This is a genomic window from Sphingobium sp. B11D3A, from assembly GCF_025961695.1.
Lineage (GTDB): Bacteria > Pseudomonadota > Alphaproteobacteria > Sphingomonadales > Sphingomonadaceae > Sphingobium.
In genome coordinates this window covers 1,912,501-1,937,148 of sequence record NZ_JAOQOE010000001.1, presented here as the reverse complement: position 1 = coordinate 1,937,148, position 24,648 = coordinate 1,912,501, and the positions used below count along the sequence as shown (strand labels likewise).

The 24,648-nt window shown below is 65.0% G+C and carries 21 protein-coding genes (1 of these 21 only partly in view); 10 read left to right on the top strand and 11 right to left on the bottom strand.

Going from position 1 to position 24,648, the window contains the following annotated elements:
• Positions 1 to 198: 198 nt before the first annotated feature.
• The 4 genes from M2332_RS09180 to M2332_RS09165 form a co-directional block, all read right to left on the bottom strand.
• Positions 199 to 2,658, bottom strand: coding sequence for a TonB-dependent receptor (locus M2332_RS09180; protein ID WP_264573817.1), 2,460 nt, complete (start codon positions 2,656 to 2,658; stop codon positions 199 to 201).
• A 107-nt stretch (positions 2,659 to 2,765) separates the two neighbouring features.
• Complete coding sequence (locus tag M2332_RS09175) at positions 2,766 to 2,942, bottom strand: YezD family protein (protein ID WP_264573816.1); 177 nt, start codon at positions 2,940 to 2,942, stop codon at positions 2,766 to 2,768.
• Between the two features lie 132 nt (positions 2,943 to 3,074).
• Positions 3,075 to 3,566, bottom strand: a complete 492-nt coding sequence (locus M2332_RS09170; protein ID WP_264573815.1) for a nuclear transport factor 2 family protein — start codon at positions 3,564 to 3,566, stop codon at positions 3,075 to 3,077.
• Entirely contained in the window at positions 3,563 to 4,123 is a 561-nt protein-coding gene (locus tag M2332_RS09165) for a nuclear transport factor 2 family protein (protein ID WP_264573814.1), read from the bottom strand. The genes M2332_RS09170 and M2332_RS09165 overlap by 4 nt, the downstream gene beginning before the upstream one ends.
• A 169-nt stretch (positions 4,124 to 4,292) precedes the next feature.
• On the opposite strand from M2332_RS09165, the gene M2332_RS09160 reads away from it, so the two are divergent.
• Both M2332_RS09160 and M2332_RS09155 read left to right on the top strand, forming a co-directional pair.
• Positions 4,293 to 5,300 carry an aldo/keto reductase gene (locus M2332_RS09160; RefSeq protein WP_264573813.1) on the top strand — a complete coding sequence of 336 codons (1,008 nt, stop codon included), beginning with the start codon at positions 4,293 to 4,295 and terminating at the stop codon, positions 5,298 to 5,300.
• 2 nt (positions 5,301 to 5,302) lie between these two features.
• A complete protein-coding gene (locus M2332_RS09155; protein WP_264573812.1) occupies positions 5,303 to 6,226 on the top strand; it encodes a hypothetical protein in 924 nt (307 codons plus the stop codon).
• Here M2332_RS09155 and ald read toward each other — a convergent pair.
• Positions 6,223 to 7,341: an alanine dehydrogenase gene (gene ald / locus M2332_RS09150; protein WP_264573811.1), complete on the bottom strand. Its 1,119-nt coding sequence runs from the start codon at positions 7,339 to 7,341 to the stop codon at positions 6,223 to 6,225. The two genes, M2332_RS09155 and ald, sit on opposite strands and share 4 nt — an antisense overlap.
• A 92-nt stretch (positions 7,342 to 7,433) precedes the next feature.
• Positions 7,434 to 8,072 carry a TetR/AcrR family transcriptional regulator gene (locus M2332_RS09145; protein ID WP_181558424.1) on the bottom strand — a complete coding sequence of 213 codons (639 nt, stop codon included), beginning with the start codon at positions 8,070 to 8,072 and terminating at the stop codon, positions 7,434 to 7,436.
• A 90-nt stretch (positions 8,073 to 8,162) separates the two neighbouring features.
• Between M2332_RS09145 and M2332_RS09140 the strand changes: the two genes are divergently transcribed.
• Genes M2332_RS09140 through M2332_RS09130 form a run of 3 tightly spaced genes read left to right on the top strand, consistent with a single transcriptional unit; the run spans position 8,163 to position 12,339 of the window.
• Positions 8,163 to 9,635 (top strand): efflux transporter outer membrane subunit, encoded by a 1,473-nt coding sequence (locus M2332_RS09140; RefSeq protein ID WP_264573810.1) that lies wholly within the window; start codon positions 8,163 to 8,165, stop codon positions 9,633 to 9,635.
• Positions 9,628 to 10,782 (top strand): HlyD family efflux transporter periplasmic adaptor subunit, encoded by a 1,155-nt coding sequence (locus tag M2332_RS09135; protein WP_264573809.1) that lies wholly within the window; start codon positions 9,628 to 9,630, stop codon positions 10,780 to 10,782. The genes M2332_RS09140 and M2332_RS09135 overlap by 8 nt, the downstream gene beginning before the upstream one ends.
• A gap of 27 nt (positions 10,783 to 10,809) precedes the next feature.
• Complete coding sequence (locus M2332_RS09130; protein ID WP_264573808.1) at positions 10,810 to 12,339, top strand: DHA2 family efflux MFS transporter permease subunit; 1,530 nt, start codon at positions 10,810 to 10,812, stop codon at positions 12,337 to 12,339.
• Between the two features lie 72 nt (positions 12,340 to 12,411).
• Here M2332_RS09130 and gyrB read toward each other — a convergent pair whose 3' ends face one another.
• Entirely contained in the window at positions 12,412 to 14,946 is a 2,535-nt protein-coding gene (gene gyrB, locus M2332_RS09125) for a DNA topoisomerase (ATP-hydrolyzing) subunit B (RefSeq protein WP_264573807.1), read from the bottom strand.
• Positions 14,947 to 15,102: 156 nt separating this feature from the next.
• Between gyrB and M2332_RS09120 the strand changes: the two genes are divergently transcribed.
• Positions 15,103 to 15,522, top strand: a complete 420-nt coding sequence (locus M2332_RS09120) for a hypothetical protein (protein WP_181561271.1) — start codon at positions 15,103 to 15,105, stop codon at positions 15,520 to 15,522.
• Positions 15,523 to 15,617: 95 nt separating this feature from the next.
• Here M2332_RS09120 and ppa read toward each other — a convergent pair whose 3' ends face one another.
• From ppa to M2332_RS09100, 4 genes are all read right to left on the bottom strand, one after another.
• On the bottom strand, positions 15,618 to 16,169 hold the full coding sequence (ppa, locus tag M2332_RS09115) for an inorganic diphosphatase (protein WP_181558429.1): 552 nt from the start codon (positions 16,167 to 16,169) through the stop codon (positions 15,618 to 15,620).
• 19 nt (positions 16,170 to 16,188) lie between these two features.
• The gene (locus M2332_RS09110; protein WP_264574936.1) at positions 16,189 to 18,144 is read right to left on the bottom strand and encodes a M61 family metallopeptidase; all 1,956 of its coding nucleotides are present in this window, start codon (positions 18,142 to 18,144) and stop codon (positions 16,189 to 16,191) included.
• 88 nt (positions 18,145 to 18,232) lie between these two features.
• Positions 18,233 to 19,696: a carotenoid oxygenase family protein gene (locus M2332_RS09105; protein ID WP_181558430.1), complete on the bottom strand. Its 1,464-nt coding sequence runs from the start codon at positions 19,694 to 19,696 to the stop codon at positions 18,233 to 18,235.
• 122 nt (positions 19,697 to 19,818) lie between these two features.
• Positions 19,819 to 20,226, bottom strand: a complete 408-nt coding sequence (locus M2332_RS09100) for a GFA family protein (RefSeq protein ID WP_264573806.1) — start codon at positions 20,224 to 20,226, stop codon at positions 19,819 to 19,821.
• Between the two features lie 95 nt (positions 20,227 to 20,321).
• Between M2332_RS09100 and hisS the strand changes: the two genes are divergently transcribed.
• The 4 genes from hisS to M2332_RS09080 all read left to right on the top strand — a co-directional run.
• Positions 20,322 to 21,590 carry a histidine--tRNA ligase gene (hisS, locus tag M2332_RS09095; RefSeq protein ID WP_264573805.1) on the top strand — a complete coding sequence of 423 codons (1,269 nt, stop codon included), beginning with the start codon at positions 20,322 to 20,324 and terminating at the stop codon, positions 21,588 to 21,590.
• A 175-nt stretch (positions 21,591 to 21,765) separates the two neighbouring features.
• Entirely contained in the window at positions 21,766 to 22,845 is a 1,080-nt protein-coding gene (gene prfA / locus M2332_RS09090; protein ID WP_264574935.1) for a peptide chain release factor 1, read from the top strand.
• Between the two features lie 82 nt (positions 22,846 to 22,927).
• Positions 22,928 to 23,755, top strand: coding sequence for a peptide chain release factor N(5)-glutamine methyltransferase (prmC, locus tag M2332_RS09085; RefSeq protein ID WP_264573804.1), 828 nt, complete (start codon positions 22,928 to 22,930; stop codon positions 23,753 to 23,755).
• A gap of 273 nt (positions 23,756 to 24,028) precedes the next feature.
• A protein-coding gene (locus M2332_RS09080; protein ID WP_264573803.1) for a DUF4167 domain-containing protein crosses the window boundary here: on the top strand, positions 24,029 to 24,648 show its 5' portion. It continues 166 nt past the right edge of the window; the window shows 620 of its 786 coding nt (coding positions 1-620); it begins with the start codon at positions 24,029 to 24,031; the stop codon falls past the right edge of the window.

Sequence of the window (24,648 nt, the reverse complement as noted above, 5' to 3'; positions counted from 1 at the left end):
AAAAGCGTCCGTTCCAACACCCCGTTCGTGTCGAGCCCTTCGACTGCCCGCAGGGCGGGCGCTCAGGATAAACTTCAGCCGTTAGGCTGAAGTCGAGACACGCCCAGCGCTGCGCTCTGGTGTCTCGACTTCGCTCGACACGAACGGGGGACGGGCGCGCATTAGGGCGGGAGGTTTTAGTCCCCCGCCCGCATGTCTTCAGAACGAGACCTTCACCGTCGCCCCCCAGGTGCGCGGGTCGCCGGGCAGGCCGGCGATCAGGCCGGTATTGCCGGGGCCGACGAACAGCTGCTCGTAATAATTCTCGTTAAAGGCATTTCGCACCCATCCGAAGATGTCGAGGCCGGCATCCGTCCGGAAGCCCAGCCGGACGTTCGACAGGCTGTAGCCATCGATCCAGGTATAGGCCGAGGGCGAGGCGTTGGACGAGAAGTTGGAACGATAGCTGCCGTCGTAGCCGAGATACACCTCGCCGGTCTGGCCCAGCAGCGTTGCCGGCACATTGCCTTCCGCGCCGAAGGAGAGCGCCCATTTGGAGACGCCCGGCAGGCGCTGGCCGGAGATGTCGCAATTGGCCGGGCTCAAGCCCCCGGGCGTGCCCGGCGCGCTCGGCGCGCTCGGCGCATTGCTCCCGGCCGCCGTGCCGCCCGAAAGCTCCGGCGGGCAGGGCGCGTCGACGAAGCGCCGATAGGTCGCGTCCGTGTAGGCGCCATTCACATAGGCATTGAAGCGCTGGCTCGGGCGCACCGAGAAGTCGACCTCCACGCCCTGAGTGCGGACCTTGTCGGCATTGGCGAGGTAACCGCGCAGCACCCCGAACTGGCCGTTGTTCACCGTGGCCTGATAGTCCTTAATGTCGGTGCGGAAGGCTGAGAGGTTGAGCGTCGCGCGGCGATCCCAGAACTGCGCCTTGATGCCGGCCTCGAAATGCTGGACCTGCTCGGGCCGGATCTGCCCGGCGGCGAGGATCGGGTTGCCGGCGGCATCCGTTGGCAGGCCGTTCTGGTTGATGCCGACCGTCTTGAAGGTCTTGGCATAGGTCGCATAGGTCAGGATGTCCGGGGCGACGCGGTAGCTCACTGTGAGGTCGTAGCTGAAGTTCCAGTCGCTGGCCTCCGGCGCGCTGAGCTGCGGGGTGAAGACACCGAGCTGCGCCGCACGCACAGTGCCCGTGTCCGTCGCGAAGATTTCCACACCCTGCCCATCGAAGACGCGGCGTTGATAGAAGCCTTCCTTCTTGTCATAGTTGAGGCGAAGGCCCGGCTGGATAGTCAGCGCGTCGGTGGCCTTCCAGGCCAGCTGGCCGAACAGCGCCAGGCTGGTGCTCTTGAGATATTGCGTGTTGCGCGCGGTCAGCCCATTCAGCACCGCCGGGTTGCTGGCGAGCGCACTGGTCGGGTTCAGCGTCCAGCGGCTGGATGCCGCGCCATGCTGCTCGGTTCCCTGCGTGTCGATCCGCTGGTTGAAGGCAAAGGCGCCCAGAACGAAATCGAACTGCTTGCCGCTGTAATTATAGCGCAGCTCCTGCGTGTACTGATCCTGCTGGGAAGGGTTCTGGGAGAGCGTGACGATCGGCAGGCCGGTGAAATCGCGGTCGTTCTCCGGTTTCCAGTTCCAGCTGCGCCAGGCAGTCACGGAAGTCAGCGTGCCAGGGCCGACATCCCACTTCAGCCGCAGGGCGACGCCGCCGATGACGTTGCCGGCATTGAGGCTGGCATCGAGATCGGTCAGGCGGTCAAAGCCATTGAGGCTGGGTGGCGCATAGTTCTGCGCGGCAGCTAAGGCGGCGAACTGGCGATTGAGCGGGCGCTGGGTGGCGCCGGTGCGCACGAACACCGAGCCGCAGCAGGCTGCATCCTGCTCGCTATAGTCGCCCACAAGGGTGGCGCTGAACGTGTCGGTCGGCTTCCAGAGCAATTGCCCGCGCAGGCCGATATTGTCCTGGCTCTGAATCCACCGGTCGGTCGTGACATTGTAGATCGTGCCGCGCCGGCTGGTGCTGGAGACGGCGATACGCGCAGCCAGTGTATCTGAGAGCGGGCCGGAAATGGCGGCCTTGGCCTGCTTGAAGTTCAGGCTGCCCACGCTGACCTCCGCCTTGCCCTCAAAGTCGAAGGTCGGCTGGTTGGTGGTGATGTTGATGGCGCCAGCTGTGGTATTCTTGCCGTAAAGCGTGCCCTGCGGTCCGCGCAGCACTTCGATCTGCGCAACGTCGAGAAAGTCGAAGGTGGCCGAGGCGACACGTGAATAATAAACGTCGTCGACATAGATGCCGACCCCCTGCTCGAAGCCGTCGCTGGTGAGGCCGAACGGCACGCCGATGCCGCGGATGTTCACGGCCGTGTTGCGCGGGTTCGAGGAATAGAATTGCAGCGTTGGCGCAAGCTGCTGGAGACGGCCGACGTTGAAGGCCCCGGTGCTGTCGAGCTGGGCGCCGCCGACCACGGAGACGGCAATCGGAATTTCCTGCGAGGTTTCGGAGCGCCGGCGCGCCGTCACGACGATATCCTGCGGGGCGCTGCGGTCTTCATGCGCTGCGGCCGTGCTGCGGGAGCCGGTAGCGGGCGCTGGGCCCGCGGTTTCGTCCGCTTGCGCGGTGCCATGAAAGAGAAGAGCTGCGGCGAGCGCGCTCAGCGAAAGAAGCGGTCTGTTGACCATGGTGAAATCCCCTTGTTCGGAAAAAAAGGGATGCCTCCAGTGGTCCGGTCAGCATCATGCTATGGGTCTGTTATCGCGCGGGCGGCCAGGCGGCCCGACGGAAAGGGTTAGGCGGTCAGCCTGGTCTTCTCGGTCACCTCGATCTGGACGAGGCGGCCTTCGTGCACAGTCAAATGCACGGCGCCGAATTTGAGGCGGTCAAGATGCTGCCGAATCAGAGAAAGCGCGCTGCCATGGGGATCGTCCCCGCTCTGGGCGGCGGAATGGGTCGTGGGTGTGGACATCGGCCGTTCCTCCTGTTGTGCCGGGTCGGAGGCGCCAACTTAACTCAATCGATTATATTGACAATAGGATTGCGATGAACATTTGCTTTTCCGCGAGGAACAGCAGCTTCCTCCTGCGCCGCCCAATCTTCGCTAAGGTCGGCGTGCAGGCATGAGCCCCTTCACAGACCGGCGCGCGAAGACCCAGCGGCCGTCCTCCCGCACCAGATCGTCCTCATAGGCGGCCATGAGCATGGGCGTGGGCCGGTTCCGCTCATCCGGCACGACGTAGAGCGACATGGACGTCGCCCTCGCGCTGTCCGCGCCGGTGAAGGTCACGACCTCGTTGAAGAACAGGTGATAATTCGGCTCTGCAAAGCCCATGGCATTGCCGGCGAAGACCTTGCGCATCATCTCGCCGGCAGCCTGCCCCCGCGCTTCTGCGCCACCGCCGGCGGCATAGACGCCATCCTTACCGAACAGTCGCCCGAACCCCGCGAAGTCGCGCGCATCGAGCGTGCTGCCATAAGCGACGAGCAGCGCGTGGATGGCGGCGCGATCGGCGGTTTCGTCGCGCTGGGCGCTGGCCGGAAGAGCCGCGCCGGCGAGCAGCGCGATCGCGGCGATGGAGCGCAGCGCGATCATTGCGCGGCCTGACGCGCGCGGACGACCTTCATCCATTCCTCGGCTGTGGGCATCACCGGATAATCGACGCGGCGCCGGATCTTCCATTCGCCATTCTCGCGGATGAATTCGTCCTCATAGCGGCCCGCGAGCGCCGGCACCGGCTCGCCATTCGGGCCGCGCCAGATGAGCAGGTGGCGCGAGTGCGCGGTCGCCCGGTTGCCGTCGATGTCGATCTGGATATTGGACGTGAGGTGATAGTTCTCGTTGTTCACGAAGCCCGCGGGCGGCGTGCCGTAGAGGTTGATGAGCAACTGCCGGATTGCCCCGCGCCCCTTGTGGACGGCCTTGCCGTTCGCCCATTCGCCGTCGGTGGCAAACAGATTTGCATAGGCGGCATAGTCGCGGGCATCCTGCGTGGCGGCATAATCGACGATGATGCGCCGGATCGCCAGCTCATCCTCCACCCGCTGCAGCCGTTGCTCGACGGTGAGCGGCGCTTTTGGCGTCTCCGCCAGGCTCGCCCCGCTCAGTCCGGCCATGGCCAGCAGGCCTGCAGCTATAATTGCATCACGCATCGCACTCTCCCTCTGTTCTGTGCGCCCTTGCCGGGCATCATCGAGCGGAGGCTAATGGCCGAAGGTGGAAATTTGAATGGATGCGCTGTCCTCAAGGCTGACGGCGATTGCTTAGCATGGTAGCGATTGCCAATCGCACGATCGTGTCAGGAGGGAGAGGAGAGGGACTATGGACTATCGCTATCTGGGGCGCAGCGCCCTCAAGGTCTCGCCGCTTTGCCTCGGCACCATGATGTTCGGCGGCGCGACCGACGAGCCCACGGCGACGCGGATCATCCACAAGGCACGCGACCAGGGCATCAATTTTCTCGACACCGCCGATGGCTATAATGACGGCCAGTCTGAGGAAGTGGTGGGCCGGGCGATCCGCGACCATCGGCATCATTGGATCGTCGCCACCAAATTCGGCCATGCCTTCGGGAAGGGGCCGAATGAGGGCGGGCAATCGCGCAAATGGATCGTGCAGGATGTCGAGGCGAGCCTTAAGCGGCTGGGCACCGACTATATCGACCTCCTTTATTTCCATAAGGCCGATCCTCATGCGCCCTTCGAGGAAGGGCTGCGGGCGATCGACGATCTGATCGCGCAGGGGAAGCTGCGTTATTATGGCGTGTCGAACTTTCGCGGCTGGCGCATTGCCGAGATCTGCCGCGCGGCGGACGCCATTGGCATGGATCGGCCGATTGCCAGTCAGCCGCTCTATAATATGGTCGATCGCCTCGTTGAGGTGGAGCAGATGCCCGCCGCTGGCCATTATGGCCTGGGCGTGGTGCCCTACAGCCCGCTGGCCCGGGGGGTGCTGAGCGGCAAATATGCCGGTGACGGGCCGCCGCCGGCGGACTCTCGCGCCGCGCGGGGCGACATCCGTCTCAAGCAGACCGAGTGGCGCACCGAATCGCTGGCCATTGCCGAGGCGGTCAATGCCCATGCCGCTGCCAAGGGCGTGAGCACCGTCGCCTTCGCGCTGGCTTGGGTGCTGCGCAACCGGTTCGTCAGCGCCGCAATTGCCGGCCCGCGCACCGAGGCGCAGTGGGATGCCTATCTGGATGCACTGAGCGTGCCGATGGGCCCAGAGGACGAGGCCTTTGCCGACGGACTGGTGGCGCCCGGTTATGCCTCCACCCATGGCTATACCGATCCGGCCTATCCCATCGAAGGCCGGCAGGTGCGCAGCTGAGCATGGCCGCTGCGGCGGATATCTACGCGGCTCCGGCGGTATCGGTCGATGCGCTGCATGACCAGCTCTATCGCGGCGATATCGTCCGTTTCCGGGCGCTGCCGGCGATGCGCGCGCTGGCGGATCATGCTCGCGCCTTCGTGGAGCAGCACCTCGCGCCCCACGATCCGGAGCGCATTCACGAGGCGCTGGACAGGGTGGCGCTGGCCGAGACGCTGGACGCCGTGCAGCGCGCCTTCTCCAATGACGCGCAAGCCAAGCACTTATGGCGCGCGCTGTTCGAGGCGGTGGGATTGCAGGCCGACGACGTGGCTCGGGATCGGCTGCTGCTGCGCTTCCAGCCGCCCGTGCCGCCGGATAACCAGCCGCACAGCGCGCGCAGCACAGCGACGGTCGGCTTTCATCGCGATAGTTGGGGCACCAATCTGGCGGCGCAGGTCAACTGGTGGGCGCCGGTCTGGCCGATCACAAGCGGGCGCACCTTCGCGTTTCTGCCCGAATTGTTCGACCGGCCGATCCCCAATGACAGCGTCGATTTCGATCTCTCCGAGGCGATGGCCCGGCGGCGCACCGGCAGCGCCTCAGCCGATCGCGGGCGCATGGCGCCGCGCCCGCTCGTCCCCATCGATGCCGCCCAGGGCACGCCGGTGCTGATCGCGCCGGGCGAGATCATCGCCTTTTCGGCACAGCACGCTCATGTCGGGGTGGAGAACCGGACCGGGCTGACGCGCATCTCGCTGGAGACGCGCACTGTTCGGATCAGCGATCATCTGGCAGGGCGCGGCGCGCCGAATATCGATAGTCGCGCGCGCTGGACTGCCTATGCGCTGTTCCGGCGGCTCAGCGATGGCAGACCGCTGGCCGATGTGCTGGGGGTCAGCCCGTTGATGCCCTTTGGCGAGGGGCCGGCGGTTCCCGGGATTTAGGACCCGAGCACGGCTTTCACCGGTTCCACCTCATAACCCAGCGCCTCCGCGACGGCGGGGCAGGTGACCTTGCCGGCATGGACATTGAGGCCATTGGCCAGATGCGGGTCGCGGGCAAGCGCGGCGCGCCAGCCGAGATCGGCGATGCTGAGCGCATGGGGCAGGGTGACGTTGTTCAGCGCGTAGGTGCTCGTCCGCGCGACGGCACCGGGCATGTTGGCGACGCAATAATGCACGATGCCGTCCACGATGAAGGTCGGCTCGGCATGGGTGGTGGGCCGGCTGGTCTCGAAACAGCCGCCCTGATCGATCGCGACATCGACGAGCACCGCGCCGCTCTTCATGGATGAGAGCATGTCGCGTGAGACCAGCTTCGGCGCGGTGGCACCGGGCACCAGCACCGCGCCGATCACCAGATCCGCATCCACAAGGCTTTCCGCAAGCGCCGCCCGGCCGGAGAAGCGGGTCTTCGCGCGCCCCTCGAAGTGGGTGCCGAGACGCTCCAGAACATCCGGATTGCGGTCGAGGATCGTCACGTCGGCGCCCAATCCTGTGGCCATTTGCGCGGCATTGAAGCCGACCACGCCGCCTCCGAGAATGACCACCTTGGCCGGCAGGACGCCCGGCACGCCGCCGAGCAGAACGCCGCGCCCGCCATGCGCCTTCTCAAGCGCGGTCGCGCCGGCCTGTATGCTCATCCGCCCGGCCACCTGGCTCATCGGTTTGAGCAAGGGCAGCGTGCCCTGTGGGCCGGTCACCGTTTCATAGGCGATGGCCGTCACACCGGAGCGAACGAGATCGGCCGTCTGGGCGGCATCGGGGGCGAGATGGAGATAGGTGTAGAGAATCTGCCCGGGCCGAAGCATTGCGCGCTCCTCCGCCTGCGGCTCCTTGACCTTGACGATCATCTCGCACTGCTCGAACACCGTCCGCGCATCGGGCTGGATGATCGCTCCGGCGGCGCGATAGTCCTCATCGCTGCTGCCGATGCCTAGACCCGCGGCCTGTTCGACCCAGACCTCATGGCCATGCGCCACCAGTTCGCGCACGCTCTCCGGGGTGAGACCGACACGATATTCGTGGTTCTTGATTTCCCTAACTGTCCCGATGCGCATCGAATTTCTCCTGTCTTCTGCACATAGGAGAGGATGTGTTGGAGACAATGAGGCGGCGGGCCGCGCGGGGGCGACGATGCGCCGCCTGGATCTCAGGTGCCCCGCGCGTAGGCCCGCATGAAGATGTGCGTGAAGCGCAGCGCATAGACGTCAATCTCGGCGTCGTTCAGTCGCTCGAATCCCCAGATCGCCCGCATGTGCTGGCCGATGCACAGGCCCATCAGGGCTTCGACCATGACTGCGGGGTCTTCCTCGATCAGCGCGCCGCTGGCGACTTGCCGGGCAAAGAAAGCCTGCAATGCGCCTTGGACGGGCCGGGCGGCCCGCTCATGGAAAATCTTGCCGACCTCGGGAAAGCGCCCACTCTCCGCAACGACCAGCCGCCAGGTGGCCTGCCCATCGGGTGACGTGATCTTGCGCAGGAAGGCGCGACAGAAGGCGATGAGCGTGCACTCAAGATCGGCTTTCGTTGCCAGCACATCCTGAATCTCGGCGCGAAACTGCAGGCTGACTTCCTCAACGACGGCGGCGAACAGGTCTTCCTTGGATCGGAAATAGCCCCACAACGTCGCTTTGGAGCCGCCAAGCGTCTTGAGCAGGCCGGACATCGACGTGCCGGCATAACCATGCTCCAGAAATGAGGTGCGCGCAGCATCGACAATGGCCTGCCGGCGGTCCTGCTTGCGGCTTTCCCGGCGCGTGACGGCGAGTGTTTCAGTATCCTGCTCCATAACCGTACTATACAGTACAGTTTTCTGTTGACAACCCCGTCATTGAGGATCAGAGCGCTGACTGTACCCAACAGTACGGTTTTTCGACTCATGGCCACGACTTTCCTGTCCCGACGCGCTGGTGCCCTGCTCGCGATGCTGGCTCTCCCCGGCTGCGCGGCCGTCCCCCATATGGGGCCGGCACCGGCCATCGCGCCGGCCGACCATTACGCGGCGAGCCAGAGCCTGACTCCGACCGCCCCAGGCGCGCCTTGGGTCAAGGCGGATTGGTGGACCAGCTATGGCGACCCGCAGCTCGACGGGCTGATTCAGGAGGCGCTGGCCGGATCGCCGGATCTCGCGGTCGCGTTAGCGCGCGTCCGCCGGGCCGAGGCGATCGCCCAGCAGTCCGGCGCGGCCCGCTTGCCCTCGCTCGATGTGTCGGCCGGCGGCTCCGCTGCCAAGCAAAGCTATAATAACGGCATTCCGCCGGCCTTCGTGCCGCAGGGCTGGAACAGCTCGGGCAATGTCCACGCCGCGCTCGGCTTCGATCTTGACCTCTGGGGTCGCAATCGCGCGGCCTATGCCGCTGCCCGCTCGGATGCCGAGGCGGCGCAGCTCGATTATCAGCAGGCGGCACTGATGCTCTCCACCAATGTCGCGGATGCCTATGCCGATCTGGCGCGGCTGTTCGCGCAGCGGGCGGTTCTGCAGACGGCGCTGGAGGTGCGCGAGAAGACGCAGGGCCTGGTGAGCGATCGCGTGACCTCCGGCCTCGATACCCAGGCAGAGCTCAAGCAGGCCAGCGCTGCCGTTCCGGCCGCCCGCAGCGATCTCGCCGCGACGGATGAGCAGATCGGGCTGGCTCGCAATCGGCTGGCGGCCCTGCTCGGCGCCGGCCCCGATCGCGGTCTGGCGATCATGCCGCCGGCGGTGACCATCGCGGCGCGGGGCATTCCCGAGAATGTCACCACCGATCTGGTCGGTCGCCGGCCCGACATTGCCGCCGCGCGGGTGCGGGTAGAGGCCGAGGCGAGCCGCATCAAGGTTGCCCGCGCCGATTTCTATCCCGCTATCAACCTGTCCGCGATCTTCGGCTTTCAGTCGCTTGGGCTATCCAACCTGTTCAAGAGCGGCTCCGACTATGGCAGCGTTGGTCCGGCGATCACCCTGCCGATCTTTCGCGGCGGCGCGCTGCAAGGGCAGTATAAAGGCGCCCGCGCCGGCTATGACGAGGCCGTGGCGAGCTACGACCGGACAGTGACCGACGCCTATCGCGCCGTCGCAGATGCCGTCGTCAGCCAGCGCGCGCTTGCCGTTCAGCTTGAGCAATCGCGCAAGTCGCTCGCGGATTTCGAAGCGGCTTATGCGATTGCCACGCAGCGTTACGAGGGTGGGCTCTCCACCTTTCTCGATGTGCTGACCGCGCAGGACCGTGCGCTGCAGGCCAAGCGCACCGTGGCCGATCTTCAGGCGCGGGCCTTCACGCTCGACGTCGCACTCGTCCGTGCGCTCGGCGGCGGATTTACCGATACGGGCACGGCTGCCCAAACGACGCCCACCAAGGATGCTACCCATGGCTGAAGCTGACCCTCACTTCCCCGCCGCTACTGCAACGCAAACGTCGGACGCTGCGCCCTCCCGCAGTCGGCGCAAGACGGCTTTGCTGGCGATTGCCGGCGCGGTTCTGCTCGCGGGCATCGGTTATGGCGGATGGTATGCCGCCATCGGCAGCCACTATGTCGAGACCGACAATGCCTATGTCGGCGCAGATACCGCGCAGATTACCCCCATGGTCGGCGGACAGGTGGCGGCCGTGCTCAAGACGGACACGGACAGCGTGAAGGCGGGCGACATCCTTGTCCGGCTCGATGATCGCGATGCGCAGATTGCCCTCGCGACCGCGCAGGCCGAATTGGCCAAGGCGCGCCGCCAGTTCGGGCAGGCGAGCGCGACAAGTAACGCGCTGTCCGATCAGGTTCTCGCCCGGGGCGCGGACATCCGCAGCACGCAGGCCCAACTCGTCGCGGCGCAGGCCTCGTTCGAGAAGGCGCAGGTCGATTATAGCCGGCGCAAGGCGCTCTCCGCCAATGGCGCAGTCTCCGGTGATGAGCTGACGGCGGCGACCAACGCGCTGGCCAGCGCGCGTGCCGCGCTGGAGCAGGCCAAGGCCGCCATGGCGCAGGCCAACGCCTCGCGCGGGGTTGCCGCGGGCAATCTCGCCGCCAATGATGCGTTGATCCAGGGCAGCACCGTGGAGACCAATCCGGATGTGCTCGCCGCAAAGGCAAAAGTGCGTCAGGCCGAGCTCGATCTTGAGCGAACCGTCATCCGCGCACCCATCGATGGCGTCATCGCCAACCGGACCGTGCAGGTGGGCCAGCGCATCGCGCCGGGCGCGACGGTGATGCGCGTGGTCCCGGTCGGTCAGGTGTATGTCGATGCCAATTTCAAGGAAAGCCAGCTCACCAAGGTGAAGCCGGGCCAGCCGGTGACGCTGGTCTCCGACCTGTACGGCAGCAACGTCGAATATCATGGCCGCGTCGTCGGCTTTTCGGGTGGCACCGGATCGGCCTTCGCGCTGATCCCCGCCCAGAATGCGACCGGCAACTGGATCAAGGTGGTGCAGCGCCTGCCGGTGCGCGTCGCGCTCGACGCCAAGGAGCTGGCCGCGCATCCGCTGCGGGTTGGGCTCTCGATGACCGCCGAGGTCGATACATCGGCGCGTTGAGCGCGACCGGATAGGAAGGGCACAGACATGGCCAGCAAGGCGGACGATTTCACGCCGCTCTCGGGCGCTGCGCTGGTGATTGCCGGCGCGGTGCTCGCGCTCAGCAATTTCATGATCGTGCTGGACACGACGATCGCCAATGTCTCGGTGGCGCACATTGCCGGCTCGCTCGGCATCTCGGCCTCGCAGGGCACATGGATCATCACATCCTATGCGGTCGCGGAAGCGATCTGCGTGCCGCTGACCGGCTGGCTTGCGGGGCGCTTCGGCACCGTGCGCACCTTTACCTTCGGCATGATTGGCTTTGGCATCTTCTCGGTGCTCTGCGGCCTTTCGAGCAGCCTCGGGATGCTGGTCGCCTTCCGCATCGGCCAGGGGCTGTGCGGTGGGCCGCTAATGCCGCTCAGCCAGACCTTGCTGATGCGCATCTTCCCCAAGCATCTGCGCGGGCAGGCAATGGGCCTGTGGGCGATGACCACCGTTATCGCGCCGATCCTCGGCCCTATCCTGGGCGGAACCATCAGCGATAGCTGGTCCTGGCACTGGATTTTCTTCATCAATATTCCGGTTGCCGCGCTCTGCGCTTATGGCGCGACCCGCTTCCTGCGCCACGCGGAGACCAGAACCGAGAAGATGCGTGTCGACACGATCGGGCTGGCGCTGCTGATCCTGTGGATCGGCGCGCTGCAGATCATCCTCGACATCGGCCGCGAGCATGACTGGTTTGGGGACAGCAAGATCGTGATCCTGGCGATCATCGCGTTGATCGGCTTCGCGCTGTTCCTCGCCTGGGAGCTGACCGAGGCGCAACCGATCGTCAATCTGCGGGTGTTCCGGCATCGCGGCTTTTCAGCGGCGGTGCTCAGCCTGTCGCTTGCCTTCGGGACGATGTTCTCGGCGGTGGTGCTCATCCCCCAGTGGCTGCAGACCGACCTTGGCTATACCGCCACCGATGCGGGCTATGTGACCGCCTTTATGGGCGTGGCTGCCGTCATCATGTCGCCGATTGTCGGCAAGCTCACCAACAAGGTCGATCCGCGCATTTTGGTGACATTCGGCATCCTGTGGCTCGGGCTCACGTCGCTGCTGCGGGCGCACTGGACGTCGGGCGCCGACTTCTGGACGCTGGCCTTCCCGCAGCTGATGCAGGGCATTGGTATGCCCTTCTTCTTCATTCCGCTCACCACCATCGCGCTTTCGGCGGTGGACCCGGACGAGACCGCGTCGGCGGCGGGCGTGATGAGCTTCCTGCGCACGATGGCGGGTGCCATCGGCACTTCCGTCGCGACGACCATGTGGGCCAATAGTGCCGTGACAGCACGCAGCGAGATGGTCGGCGCCATGAACAGCGAGGCGACGCGCGAGGCGCTGCAAGGCGCCGGCTTTTCGCTGGATCAGGTACGCGGGGTGATCGAGCAGACCGTCCAGCAGGAAAGCCTGACGGTTGCGATCAACCACATGTTCCTGCTGTCCGCAGCCGCCTTCGTGTTCGCTGCCGCAGCAGTATGGTTCGCCCCCCGGCCGAAAAGGGCCGTCGATCCGGGCGCGGCACACTGATTGACACCCTCAGCCGACTCGATATCGAGCGGACCGAGGGTGCCTCATTCCAAGCTGGTTAGTGAGGGCGCCTCAAACGTCGAGATTGGCGACGTTGAGGGCGTTGTCCTGGATGAACTCGCGGCGTGGTTCGACGATGTCGCCCATCAGGCGCGTGAAGATCTCGTCGGCGACGTCCGCCTGCTCGATCTCGACGCGGAGCATCGAGCGCACATTGGGGTCGAGCGTGGTTTCCCATAGCTGGTCGGCGTTCATCTCGCCAAGGCCCTTATAGCGCTGGATCGAGAGGCCCTTGCGGCCGGCGGCCAGCACGGCGTCGAGTAGCTCGGACGGGCGGGTGATCCGCACGCCGCGGGCCTGCGCAGCGGTGGGTGCGGCGGTCTCTTCGCCGTCGCTGTCTTCCGCCTCGTTCTCGGCCTGCGCCTGCGCGGCGGCCGCGCGTGCGGCGAGCAGATGGCTTGGGCTGGCGTAGAGGCTCGCCTGCTCCTTGGTCAGCGTGTCCAGTTTGCGGGCTTCGGCGGAATTGAGGAAGGCCGGCTCGATGATGTGGTGATCGGTCACGCCGCGCACCAGCCGCTCGAGATGATAGCCGCCCTCGGCCGAGAGGCGGCCGGTCCAGCGGCCTTCCTCGTCGGTCCGGTCCAGCCATTCCGCCGCGCGGGCGAGGGCCTGCGCGCGGGCATCGTCGGAGAGATCGAAGGCCAGCGCGCCGGCCAGCGCCAGCGCCTCGACGATCGCACCGTCATAGCGACGCGGCACATAGCGCATCAGCGCGCGGCTGCGCCGGGCATGGTCGATGAGGTCGCGCAGGTCCTGACCCGAGCGGGTGCCGGTTTCCGTCTCCAGCACCAGTGTATCGACGCCATTGTCGACCAGATACTGGTCGAGCGCGGCCTCGTCCTTCAGGTAGACTTCGCTGCGCCCGCGCGTGGCTTTGTAGAGCGGCGGCTGGGCGATGTAGAGATGGCCTGCCTCGATGATCTGCGGCATCTGCCGGTAGAAGAAGGTCAGCAGCAGCGTGCGGATGTGCGCGCCGTCCACGTCGGCGTCCGTCATGATGACGATCTTGTGGTAGCGCAGCTTCTCCAGGTTGAAGTCGTCGCGAATGCCGGTGCCCATCGCCTGGATGAGCGTGCCGATCTCGCGGCTAGCCAGCATCCGGTCGAACCGGGCCCGCTCGACATTGAGGATCTTGCCGCGCAGGGGCAGGATCGCCTGGAAATGCCGGTCGCGGCCCTGCTTGGCGGAGCCACCGGCCGAATCGCCCTCGACGAGGAACAGTTCGGACTTGGCGGGATCGCGCTCCTGACAGTCGGCGAGCTTGCCGGGCAGGGAGGCGATGTCCATCACGCCCTTGCGGCGAGTCAGTTCGCGGGCCTTCTTGGCAGCCTCGCGCGCGGCGGCGGCATCGACGACCTTCTGGATGATCGACTTGGCGTGGCCGGGATTTTCCTCGAGCCACTCCTGCATCTTGTCGGCCATCAGGCTTTCAAGCGGCTGGCGCACCTCGGAGGAGACCAGCTTGTCCTTGGTCTGGCTGCTGAACTTGGGATCGGGCAGCTTGACCGAGACAATGGCGGTCAGCCCCTCGCGCATGTCCTCACCGGTAAGACTGACCTTCTCCTTCTTGAGCAGGCCGGACTTGTCGCCATAGCTGTTGAGCGTGCGGGTCAGCGCGGCGCGGAAGGCGGCCAGATGAGTGCCGCCGTCCCGCTGCGGGATGTTGTTGGTGAAGCAGAGGACGTTTTCGTAATAGCTGTCGTTCCACTCCAGGGCCACATCGATGCCGATGCCGTCCCGGTCGGCCGAGATGGCGATGGGGTCGGGCATCAGCGCGTTCTTGTTGCGATCAAGATATTTCACGAAGGCCGCGATGCCGCCCTCGTAGAACAGGTCGTGCTCCTTCACCTCTTCATGGCGCTTGTCGCGCAGCAGGATGCGCACGCCTGAGTTCAAGAAGGCAAGCTCGCGATAGCGATGTTCCAGCTTGTCGAAATCGAACTCGGTGACGTTCTTGAACGTGTCGGTCGAGGCGAGGAAGGTGACGCGCGTGCCCTTTTTGGGCTTGCCGTCGACCACAGGCGCATCGCCGCGCACGACGAGCGGGCCTTCCGCATTGCCATAACGGAAGCGCATCCAGTGCTCCTTGCCTTCGCGCCACACGGTTAGCTCCAGCCACTCGGACAGCGCGTTGACGACGGAGACGCCGACGCCGTGCAGGCCGCCGGACACTTTATAGGCATTGTCGTCGGAGGTGTTCTCGAACTTCCCGCCGGCGTGGAGCTGGGTCATGATGACCTCGGCCGCCGAAACGCCTTCCTCGCGGTGAATGTCCGTCGGGATGCCGCGACCATTATCCTCGACCGAAACGGAACCGTCCGGGTTCAGCTCGATCAGCACCAGATCGCAATGTCCGGCCAGCGCCTCGTCAATGGCGTTGTCGCTCACCTCGAAGACCATGTGATGCAGGCCGGAGCCGTCATCGGTATCGCCGATGTACATGCCGGGGCGCTTGCGCACGGCGTCCAGGCCCTTGAGCACCTTGATGCTGTCGGCGCCGTAATCATTTGCGTTCTGAGCGGGGGTCGTATTGCTATTGTCCGTCATGCCCCAGCCTATAGGAAAAGGGGGCGACGAACGGAAGCGAAATGCTGTTTTTTCACCGCGCGGGAAGGGGCGCTCATGGCCCATTCAGGCAGAAGAGGGTAGAGCGGCAATCGGGCGCGGGAAATGGGAAACCGGAAAGGACGCAGGATGCGTTTCATGTCTCGCCTGTTCACAGGCATTATCGGGGTCGCGATGGTCGCTACGGTGCCCGCCGCTGCCCAATCGACTCGCGCAGCAGAGGCGCAGGCCAAGGCTGACGCCAAGCTCGCCAAGGCGCTGGAAGGGCGCACCGCCGGAGAGCCGGTCCGGTGCATCAGCCTGAGCAGCGTGCGCTCAACGCAGATCATCGACAAGACGGCGATCATCTATGAAGTCGGCGGCAAGCTTTACGTCAACCGGCCGGTGAGCGGCGCCTCGTCGCTCGACGATGACGATATTCTCGTCACCAAGACGAGCAGCTCGCAGCTGTGCGATGTCGATATCGTACGGCTGGTGGATCGCGCCGGGCACTTCCCGCGCGGGTTCGTCAGCCTGGGCAAGTTCGTTCCCTATGAGAAGGTGAAGACCGCGAGCTGAACTCATTCCGACATGATTATCATAAAAAAGAGGCTCCCGGCGGTGCGCTGGGAGCCTCTTTTGTATCTGCGGGCCCCGTGCACGGGGCCAAACGATCAGGCGGCGCTCTTCGCGGCCTTGTTCTGCTGGTAGCGCTCAATGGCTTCCAGCGTGATCTGGCGAGCTTCCGCGCTGTTGCCCCAGGTGCCGACACGCACCCACTTCTCGGCCTCAAGATCCTTATAGTGCGTGAAGAAGTGCTCGACCTGCTTGAACACGATGTCGGGCAGATGCTCCTTCTCGGTCACATTGGCGTAATAAGGGAAGGTCGCGTCGTCGGGAACGCAGAGCAGCTTCTCGTCACCACCATGCTCATCCTCGAGATTGAGAACGGCGATGGGGCGGGCGCGCACCACCGAGCCGGGGATGAAGGGCGAGCGGGCCACGACCAGCGCATCGAGCGGATCGCCATCGGGCGAGAGCGTGTGCGGCACGAAACCGTAATTTGCGGGGTAGCGCATCGGCGTGTGCAGGATGCGATCGACGAACAGGGCGCCCGATGCCTTGTCGAACTCATATTTCACCGGCTCGCCACCGGTCGGCACCTCGATGACGACATTGAGGCTTTCCGGCGGATTGCTGCCGACAGGAATCATATCGATGTTCATGGTTTTTCGCACCCACAGGTTAATTGACGGAAGTCTCGCCGGTCCGCGCTGTCAGCAGTCGGTCGAGACTGGTTGAACCCTCTTGTGATTTTTCGAGGCGCGGATAGCGCAGGCCGCCGGAATAATCGAGCGTGATCGTGCGATATCTTTTGTCCCGCCTCAGGGTCAGGACGAGCGGATGTTTTTGGGCCGTTGCCCGGACCCCCTCGCGGAAGACATCGGCGGAAAACTCGGTGTCGCCAACCGCCGTGATCGAATCGCCGACCGCGATGGCGGCCTTGAAGGCGGGGCTATCCCAGATGACGGAGCGCACGACACCATCTTCCCCGACGATCAGCCCGGGGCCGAAGCTCTGGTCGACATATTTGCCCACGGTCTCGGCGGCCCGAATCGTCGAGTTGGTGATAAGGCCGTAGGTCAGCTTGTAGCCGCCTAGGTCGAACCCAGCCTTGGTGACCTCGCTATTGGTCTGCTCTATCCGCTCGCGCAGTAGCCCGTCCCAATCATAAGCGACGACGCCGTTCAGCGTGTCGATCACATCCTGGCGATTGTAGGTCAGCACGCCCCAGTCGCGATCGTTCACGCCGAAGAAGGCCTTGGCGAAATCATCGATGCCGCGCGCGCCAGCGGTTTCGCGGCGGATGATGGCGTCCACTTCCAGCCAGATCATCAGGCCTTCATTATAATAATCTTCCGAGCGCTGCCAGCTCGTCCAGGCCTTGGGGCGGCGGGCCGCGATGATCGGATCGTATGTGGTGTCGATCACTGGGCGCCAGGTGCGGCCTCTGGTCGCGTCGAGCCGCGCCGCGATGGCGGCCAGCGCATCGAGCGTCTCGGCCTTGCTCAGCAGTCCCGAGCGGGCGGAGAGCACATAGCCCCAGAACTGGGTCTGTCCTTCATACACCCAGAGCAGATCGTCCTGCATGGGGGTCGCGAAATCGGGGGTCCAGAGCATCTCCGGGCGGCGATATTTGCCGTTCCAGCTATGGGTGAATTCGTGCGCGAGCAGGTCGCGGTCGCCCAGCGCAGCCTCCCACTGCGTGAAGTAGCCCAGCGAGACGCCATTTTCGCTGAGCCGGTGATGCTCCAGGCCGATGCCGCCCAGCTTGTCCGAGATGGAGAGCAGGAAATTATAGCGATCATAATGGCGCGCGCCGAACAGCGCGACGGCTTCATCGACAAGGCGGCGGTGCAGATTGATCTGCGGCTCGGTGGCTTTGAGCTCTTCCGGCGTATCGGCAAAGACGCTCAGCCGCACGTCTGGCGCCAGCGCGATCTCGCGGCTGTGGAGCCCTGCGAAGATCGGCGAATCGACCAGCGTTTCATAATCGGTCTCCTCGTAGCGGACCGTCTTGCCGTCGCGCTCACTGGCCAGCGCAGTCGCCGCGGTCCAGCCTTCCGGTAGCGTCACGCTGGCCTGAATCGGGATGCGGCGGGTGTAGAAGCCGGCCGGATAAAGCGAGACGCTGTCCCACTGCAGGTTGAGCAGCGAGTCGGTCATCACGATCCGGCCCTGATTGCCCGCGGTGGGCGCCAGAAACTGGAAGTTGGCGATTACGGCGCCTGCCCCGTCCGGCACGGAGAGGTGAAAGGCGTAGACGTTGAGCGGGTCGCGCTTCCAGCGCAACGGCCGGCCGTCCGCGGTCGTGAAGCTAAGGCCGGCGATCTTCTCGATCTGCCCGCGTGGGGCGTGGTGGCCCGGCAGCCATTCCGGCAGCAGCAGGGTCAGCGGGCCGCCGGTTGACATGGGGATGGTCTCGCGAATGGTGATGATGCGCCGGTCCACATCCGTCGCGTCCACCTCCAGCTTGAGCGTGCCGCTGGTCCAGGCGATGTCCCGCGCTTGCGGCACGGTGCTCAGGATCGGCAGCGCGGCGGGGGCCGAGCGCGGCGGCGGCGCGGCGGCATCCTGGGCGAGAAGGGCGCTCGCGGGCAGGGTCAGCAGGAGTAGGGCAGGCAAAAGGCAACGGCGCATCATGGCACTCCGGGGAAATAGATGCGCCCAGCATGACAAGGGGGTGGCAACGCGTCCACCCCCTCGGTCGATATCCTACGCTTGGTCTTTAGGCTGCGCGCGGCAGCTTGCTGGCGTCCGCCCAATTGCCATGCAGGCCCGAGCGGATGCGGATCGGCAGCTTGGCGCGGGCGATCGGCCCGGCGGGCAAGTTGAGCGCGTCGAGCACCACCAGGTCGGAATAGTTGGTGATGAGATTGTCCACGAGCGCGATGATGTAGCCATCGCCCTCCGGCGCATCGGCCGAGCGCGGCACGAAGCAGGGTTCCTGGATGATCGATTCCGGCCCCGCCCACCAGCAGTCCTCGGTGCGGGCAACGAGATCCCAATGGCCGATCTTGTTCATCTTGAAGCCGCTGGCGCGCCCGCGCAGGAAGTCCATCGGCATGTCCGGGTCCATGACAAGGCCCCAGCCGTGGCGATAGGGCTGGCCGACGAAGCGCTCGTCGATGCGGGGAAATTCGTCGATCCAGTCGGTGAGCTTCTCGATGCTGGCGAATTCTTCACCGTTGGAGGCCAGGTCGACCGTCCAGCGGGTCAGGAAGGGACGCGCCGCGACCGGATCGAAGCTGTCGTCATGGATATCCGGGAAGAAGGGGAAGCTGTTCCCTTTCGCCTCGCAGGTGTCGAAGTGAATCTTGGTGCCATCCTGATAGGCGTTCATGACATGGCTGGCGAAACAGTTGTCGCGCTTGAACCAGCGAATGTCGGAGCCATCAGCGCCGCGCTTCAGCACGCCAAGGTAGACCGGGAGCGTCTTGTCGAAGCCGAAATGCGGCTTGCCGGCCTTCAGCCGATCCCAATTGCCGGTGATCGGCACGATGTGGAAGATCACATAATCCTGCGTCAGGCCGAAGTCGTGCATCATGCAATAATAGGGCACCTTGAAGAAGGTCTCGAACAGCACATTGCCCTGCGGGTCGATCTCGAAATAGCTGACATCATCGGTCAGCACGCCGGTCGCGGCATAGCCATGGTTGCAGAAATTGCCGGTGACGGGGTCGATCTTGCCATGGCCGGAGAAGGTCTGGTTTTTGATCTTGCCGTCAAAATTCGTGTAGCCCTCGGTTTCCAGGCTGAGCGGATCCATGATGAGGCAGGGGCTGTCCTCCTTCATCGCATAAAGCTTGCCGGCATGGACCATGACGTTGGTGTTGGCCGTGCCGCGGATCATGCCCTTAACGCTCTCGTCATCGGTCAGCGGATTGCGATACATGCCGAACAGCGACTTGCCGGCGGCCCGCTCGGCCTTCCACTTGTCGGTCTGCGCGTAGCGCTGGCGGAAATCGACCTTGCCATCATGGAAGTGGAACAGGCTGACCATGCCGTCGCCATTGAAGAACTGGTCGTTCTCGAACATCGGCGGGAATTGCGCATCGGGGTGGACGCGATGGAAGGTGCCATTGAGTTGCGCGGGGATTTCTCCCTCGACTTCCATATCCAGAATGTCGCCTTCGATGCGCAACGGGCGCAGCACGCCTGTCATGCCGGGCGTATTGGGGTAGTGGGCCATCCGACTCTCCTTGATTGATCTCTCAACAAGTCGAGTGAATGGCCGCTTTCGGCAGGGGCGGCGTTGATCCGTGTCAAACCCTCCGCCTCGTCGCGCTTCAGGTGAAGTGGATGGGGCGAACCTTATTCGCCAGGAAAGCGCGCGAAGCTCGGCAGGGCATCCAGCGTGATCATCCAGTGCGGCCGCTCGGCGGTCTGGATCTGCACTTGCGGCGGCAGCGCCTCGGGATCGTCGAACGTGGCGGCCTGGATGTCGATCAGCCCGGGCAGCGCCTCCGGATTTGTGAAGAACAGGCCCGTGCCGCAGACGGGGCAGAAGCTCCGGGTCACGGACGGGGAGGAATGATAATCGCTGACATTGCCAGTCAGCACCGTCACCGCCTTTTCCGCAAAGGCGGCCCAGAGCACCATCGGCGCGCCGGATGATTTGCGGCAGTCCGCGCAATGGCAGAGCGCCACATGCTCGGGCGTTCCTGTTGCCCGGTAACGCACCGCGCCGCATTGACAACCGCCTTCGAAGCTGTCGCTCATCATCGTCTCCTCAAGTCCGCTTTGGAACATAAAGAGAACAAGCTGCCCTTGCAAGCCGGTTTCCTTAAAGCGCGATTCCCGCTAGAGGCGCGGCCATGGCGAAAATCGAGACACCCCGGCCCGTTCGCGGCACTCAGGATATGATCGGCGACAGCGCGGACCGCTTCGCGCATGTGGTCGAAACGTTCGAGAAAGTCCGCAAACTCTATGGCTTCCGGCGGATCGAAGTACCGGTATTCGAACAGACGGCGGTCTTCTCCCGCTCGCTGGGCGAAACCACCGATGTCGTCTCCAAGGAGATGTACAGCTTCGAGGATCGCGGCGGGGATTCGCTCACGCTGCGTCCGGAGTTCACCGCCGGCATCGCGCGGGCCTATATCACCGAGGGCTGGCAGCAATATGCGCCGCTGAAGGTTGCGACGCACGGGCCGCTGTTCCGCTATGAGCGGCCGCAAAAGGGGCGCTATCGCCAGTTCCACCAGATCGATGCCGAGATCATCGGCGCGGCCGAGCCGCTGGCCGATGCCGAGCTGCTGATCTTCGCCGATCAGTTGCTCAAGGAGCTGGGCATCAGCGAGGGCGTGACGCTGACGCTCAACACGCTGGGCGATGCCGCAAGCCGCGATGCCTGGCGCGCTGCGCTGGTCGCGCATTTCGAGGGGCACAAGGCGAGCCTGAGCGAAGACAGCCTGACCCGGCTCGAAAAGAACCCGATGCGCATCCTCGACAGCAAGGACCCGCGCGATCAGGCGATCGTGGCGGACGCGCCGGATATCGACGCCTATCTGACCGAGGAGGCGCAGGCCTTCTTCGAGAAGGTGACCGACGGGCTGAAGGCGGCCGGCGTGGCGTGGACCCGCAATGCCCGGCTGGTGCGCGGGCTGGATTATTATCGGCACACCGCGTTCGAGTTCGTCACGGATCGGCTGGGCGCGCAGGGGACGGTGCTGGGCGGCGGACGTTATGACGGGCTGATCGAGACGCTGGGCGGGCCGGCGACCCCGGCGGTCGGTTGGGCGGCGGGGATTGAGCGGCTGGGGATGCTGCTGGGTGACGTCCAAAGTGGTACTTTGGACGTAGTTGTCGTGGCAGAAAATGCCGCGCGTGAACTAGATGCAGTTGCCTTGGCAGCCGAATACCGCCGACAGGGCTTCAGAGCCGAGGCGTTGGTTTCTGGTAGTCCCCGCAAAAGATACGATCGGGGGCAAAAGCTCTCGCCGGTGCTCCTCATTTCTTACGACGTGCGCGATGGTCATGACTCAGGAGGCGCGCGGCTGGTGCGTAGTGATGATCCCGAGTTGGCGGGTAAACTCCATGGGATTTTCGACGGGTTTAAACTTCGACCAAGTTGGAATCGACGATGATGTGCGATTGCTCAGATCGCCATATTTTCTATTTTAGCCCCTCCCTTTCAAGGGAGGGGTTGGGGTGGGTGACGCGCGCGAGCGCGTTCCTGCTCCATTGCGTTTCGGTGGTGCCGCTGCGCGGCAGCCCCACCCCTTCCCCCTCCCCTGAAGGGGAGGGGCTTATGAGACTGTGCTGATGCAAATCTCCCCCGATCGCATCGCTGCGATCCTCCGGCGGCAGGAGGAGGTGCAGGCGCAGATGGCGCGGCCGGATCTTGATCCGGCGGAGTTCGTGCGGCTCTCCAAGGACTATGCCGAGCTGGAGCCGGTGGTGCAGGCCGCGCGGGCGGTTGTGGCGTTGCGCGCCGAGCAGGGTGAGCTGGAGGCGATGCTCGCCGATCCCGAAATGAAGGCGATGGCGCAGGAGGAACTGGAGAGCCTGCGCGCGCGGCTTCCGCAGGCCGAACATGCGCTGGCCGTGGCGCTACTGCCCAAGGATGCGGCGGATGCCCGTCCGGCCATGCTGGAGATTCGCGCCGGCACGGGTGGAGATGAAGCCGCGCTGTTCGCGGGCGATCTGTTCCGCATGTATCAGCGCTATGCCGAGACGCAGGGCTGGCGCGTCGAGATCATCTCGGCCAGCGCGTCCGAGGCGGGCGGTTTCAAGGAAGTAATCGCCAGCGTGACCGGCACTGGGGTGTTCGCGCGCATGAAGTTCGAGAGCGGCGTCCATCGCGTGCAGCGCGTGCCGGTGACGGAGAGCGGCGGGCGCATCCATACCTCGGCGGCGACCGTGGCCGTGCTGCCCGAGGCCGAGGATGTCGACGTGCAGATCAACGAGGCGACCGACCTGCGGATCGACGTCTATCGCTCGTCCGGCTCGGGCGGGCAGCATGTGAACACGACTGACAGCGCCGTGCGGATCACGCATTTGCCGACGGGTCTCGTCGTGACGCAGCAGGACGAGAAGTCCCAGCACAAGAACAAGGCCAAGGCCATGAAGGTGCTGCGCACCCGCCTTTATGAAGCCGAACGCGAGCGGACGCAGGCGGAACATGCGGGCGCCCGCAAGGCGATGGTCGGCTCAGGCGATCGCTCGGAGCGCATCCGCACCTATAATTTTCCGCAGGGCCGCGTGACCGATCACCGCATCAACCTGACCCTGCATCGCCTGCCGGAAATTCTGGAAGGCCCCGGGCTGGACGAGGTGATCGCCGCGCTCATCGCCGAGGATGAGGCTGCGCGGCTGGCGCAACTCGACATGGCGGCGTGAGCGGCGGGAGTGTGTCGACCATGAAGCCGGGAGCGGGGGGCTGCTTTGCCCTGGGCTCCTGCCTGCGCAGGAGCACGAGCTTGTGAGCGGGCTGGGCGATTGGCTGCGGGCCGCCACGACCGCTCTGGGCGCGGTCAGCGATACGCCCCGGCTCGATGCTGAACTGCTCGCCGCCCATGCGCTAGCGATGAGCCGCGAGGAGATGATCCTTGCCCTGCCCCGGCTCTCCTGCCCCGAGGGCGCCGATGCGCTGCTCGCCCGGCGGCTGGCGCATGAGCCGATCGCCTACATCACCGGCACGCGGGATTTCTGGACGCTGACCCTGAAGGTCGCGCCGGGCGTGCTAGTGCCGCGACCGGACAGCGAGACCCTGATCGAGGCGGCGATCGCGCAGTTCGAGGGGAGGCGGGCGCCGGGTCGCATCCTCGATCTCGGCACCGGCTCGGGGGCGCTGCTGCTGGCGGCGCTGGATGTCTGGCGGGAGGCGAGCGGTGTCGGCGTCGATGCCTCTGCGGCTGCGATCGAGATCGCACGGGCGAATGTCCGGCTTTGCGGGATGGAGGCGCGGGCGGAGATCCGCGCGGGGGACTGGGCCGACGGGATCGAGGAGTGCTTCGACCTCATTCTCTGCAACCCGCCTTACATCAGCACGTCCGCCATGCTGCCCCGGCAGGTGCGCGATCATGAGCCAGCCAGCGCCCTGTTCGCAGGAGCCGATGGGCTGGACGATTATCGGCGGCTCGCCGCGCAGACGGGCGACCGCCTCGCCGCAGGAGGCGCAGCGATCTTCGAGATCGGTTTCGACCAGGAGGAGACGGCCGGCGCACTGTTTCGGGAAGCCGGCTTCCATGTCGCGGTGCGCCGCGATCTGGCCGGGCGGGCGCGGGCGCTGGTGCTCACCAGGGCATAGGGCTGCGCTTTTTCACGGCTCCCAACGATTTTCGCTTGGTTTGATGCACGGGAACGACTATCTGCCAGTTTCAGGATCACTGTTGCAAACGCGCGAAGCGCTTGCGTGAGTGGTCTGCTCCCACAGTTTTGGCGGCGTTCTGGAATTGGAGCCGTTGGCCGAAGCGCGGGGCGAGAGCGGTGTCAAAACCGTTCCGCCAACGATGTGTTGTATAGCGCTTGGGGCCATTGATCGGGAACGCCGGGTTTTAGTCGAGAGCATAGGGACGAACCTTTGATCAATAATCGTCAGGCCGGTCGCCGTCGCGGTCGGAATAACCCGCGCCAAGGGGGCGGAGGCAATCGCGGTAACGGCGATTCGGGCAACCGGATCGACAGCCGCGCACGGGGCAATGCGCCCCAGCTTCTCGAAAAATATCGCAATCTGGCGCGCGACGCCCAGATGTCCGGCGATCGGGTGAACGCGGAATATTATCTGCAGTTCGCCGATCACTATTTTCGCGTCCTCGCCGACAACCGTGCACGGCAGGAGGAGCAGCAGGGGCGCTTTCGTCGCAACGACGATGGCGATCAGGACAGCAGCTTCGACAATGACGAGCTGATCGACGGCAGCGAGGACGGCGACGAGTTCGCGCCGCGCCATCAGGACTTCCGTCAGCAGGACAATCGCAATCAGGACGAGCGCCCGCGCCGCGATCGTGGGCGGGATCGGGACGGTCAGGATCGCCCGGCACGGCAGGACCCGCGTCAGGACCAGGGCGAGCGTGCGGAACGGGCAGAGCGGCCCGAGCGTGCTGAACGCCCGGAACGCGCCGAGCGCCCGGAGCGTGCTGAACGCAAAGAGCGTCAGCCGCGCCGTCCGCGCGTTGCCAATGATGACGAAACCGATCGGGA

What these genes read in the sequence shown, in the direction of transcription:
- M2332_RS09160 (WP_264573813.1), top strand. Translation starts at nt 4,293, where the DNA reads ATGGACTATCGCTATCTGGGGCGCAGCGCCCTCAAGGTCTCGCCGCTT.
- M2332_RS09175 (WP_264573816.1), bottom strand. Translation starts at nt 2,942, where the DNA reads ATGTCCACACCCACGACCCATTCCGCCGCCCAGAGCGGGGACGATCCC.
- M2332_RS09120 (WP_181561271.1), top strand. Translation starts at nt 15,103, where the DNA reads ATGTCTCGCCTGTTCACAGGCATTATCGGGGTCGCGATGGTCGCTACG.
- M2332_RS09130 (WP_264573808.1), top strand. Translation starts at nt 10,810, where the DNA reads ATGGCCAGCAAGGCGGACGATTTCACGCCGCTCTCGGGCGCTGCGCTG.
- hisS (WP_264573805.1), top strand. Translation starts at nt 20,322, where the DNA reads ATGGCGAAAATCGAGACACCCCGGCCCGTTCGCGGCACTCAGGATATG.
- ald (WP_264573811.1), bottom strand. Translation starts at nt 7,341, where the DNA reads ATGCGCATCGGGACAGTTAGGGAAATCAAGAACCACGAATATCGTGTC.
- ppa (WP_181558429.1), bottom strand. Translation starts at nt 16,169, where the DNA reads ATGAACATCGATATGATTCCTGTCGGCAGCAATCCGCCGGAAAGCCTC.
- M2332_RS09100 (WP_264573806.1), bottom strand. Translation starts at nt 20,226, where the DNA reads ATGAGCGACAGCTTCGAAGGCGGTTGTCAATGCGGCGCGGTGCGTTAC.
- M2332_RS09155 (WP_264573812.1), top strand. Translation starts at nt 5,303, where the DNA reads ATGGCCGCTGCGGCGGATATCTACGCGGCTCCGGCGGTATCGGTCGAT.
- M2332_RS09110 (WP_264574936.1), bottom strand. Translation starts at nt 18,144, where the DNA reads ATGCGCCGTTGCCTTTTGCCTGCCCTACTCCTGCTGACCCTGCCCGCG.
- gyrB (WP_264573807.1), bottom strand. Translation starts at nt 14,946, where the DNA reads ATGACGGACAATAGCAATACGACCCCCGCTCAGAACGCAAATGATTAC.
- M2332_RS09170 (WP_264573815.1), bottom strand. Translation starts at nt 3,566, where the DNA reads ATGATCGCGCTGCGCTCCATCGCCGCGATCGCGCTGCTCGCCGGCGCG.
- M2332_RS09105 (WP_181558430.1), bottom strand. Translation starts at nt 19,696, where the DNA reads ATGGCCCACTACCCCAATACGCCCGGCATGACAGGCGTGCTGCGCCCG.
- M2332_RS09165 (WP_264573814.1), bottom strand. Translation starts at nt 4,123, where the DNA reads ATGCGTGATGCAATTATAGCTGCAGGCCTGCTGGCCATGGCCGGACTG.
- M2332_RS09135 (WP_264573809.1), top strand. Translation starts at nt 9,628, where the DNA reads ATGGCTGAAGCTGACCCTCACTTCCCCGCCGCTACTGCAACGCAAACG.
- M2332_RS09140 (WP_264573810.1), top strand. Translation starts at nt 8,163, where the DNA reads ATGGCCACGACTTTCCTGTCCCGACGCGCTGGTGCCCTGCTCGCGATG.
- M2332_RS09145 (WP_181558424.1), bottom strand. Translation starts at nt 8,072, where the DNA reads ATGGAGCAGGATACTGAAACACTCGCCGTCACGCGCCGGGAAAGCCGC.
- M2332_RS09180 (WP_264573817.1), bottom strand. Translation starts at nt 2,658, where the DNA reads ATGGTCAACAGACCGCTTCTTTCGCTGAGCGCGCTCGCCGCAGCTCTT.